Origin of the sequence: Pseudoalteromonas sp. NBT06-2, assembly GCF_002276045.1 — a bacterium.
GTDB lineage: Bacteria > Pseudomonadota > Gammaproteobacteria > Enterobacterales > Alteromonadaceae > Pseudoalteromonas.
The window spans coordinates 1-301 of record NZ_NQMR01000397.1 but is presented as its reverse complement, the minus strand read 5'-3'; the positions used below and the strand labels follow the sequence as shown (position 1 = coordinate 301).

The 301-nt window shown below is 30.6% G+C and carries 1 protein-coding gene; it reads right to left on the bottom strand.

The window, feature by feature from the left end:
• The coding region (locus CJF42_RS27960; protein WP_170940795.1) for an HHA domain-containing protein at positions 1-301 on the bottom strand (301 nt) is incomplete at both ends.

The following is a 301-nucleotide window of genomic DNA, read 5'->3' as shown; positions in this document are numbered from 1 at the left end:
CATTTTGAAGTGGTTTGGGTATACACATCTAACAGCTCTGTATTTGATGAGAAAATATGCATGATAATTACGCGATATTGATTATCATCAATATCTTCACCTTTTACAAAAACAGTACCTAAAGTAGGCTCTAGTTGAGAGTCTTCATTTTGGTCAAGGTATGAAAAAACAATATATTCTTCGTCATCAGATAAACTAAAAGACGTTTTTTCGATAACATTTTCTAAAGTATTGCCATCTGTAGCTTTAAATGAATAAGTAGAATATGTTTTATCTTGCACTAAAGTTTGCTGTATTGTTG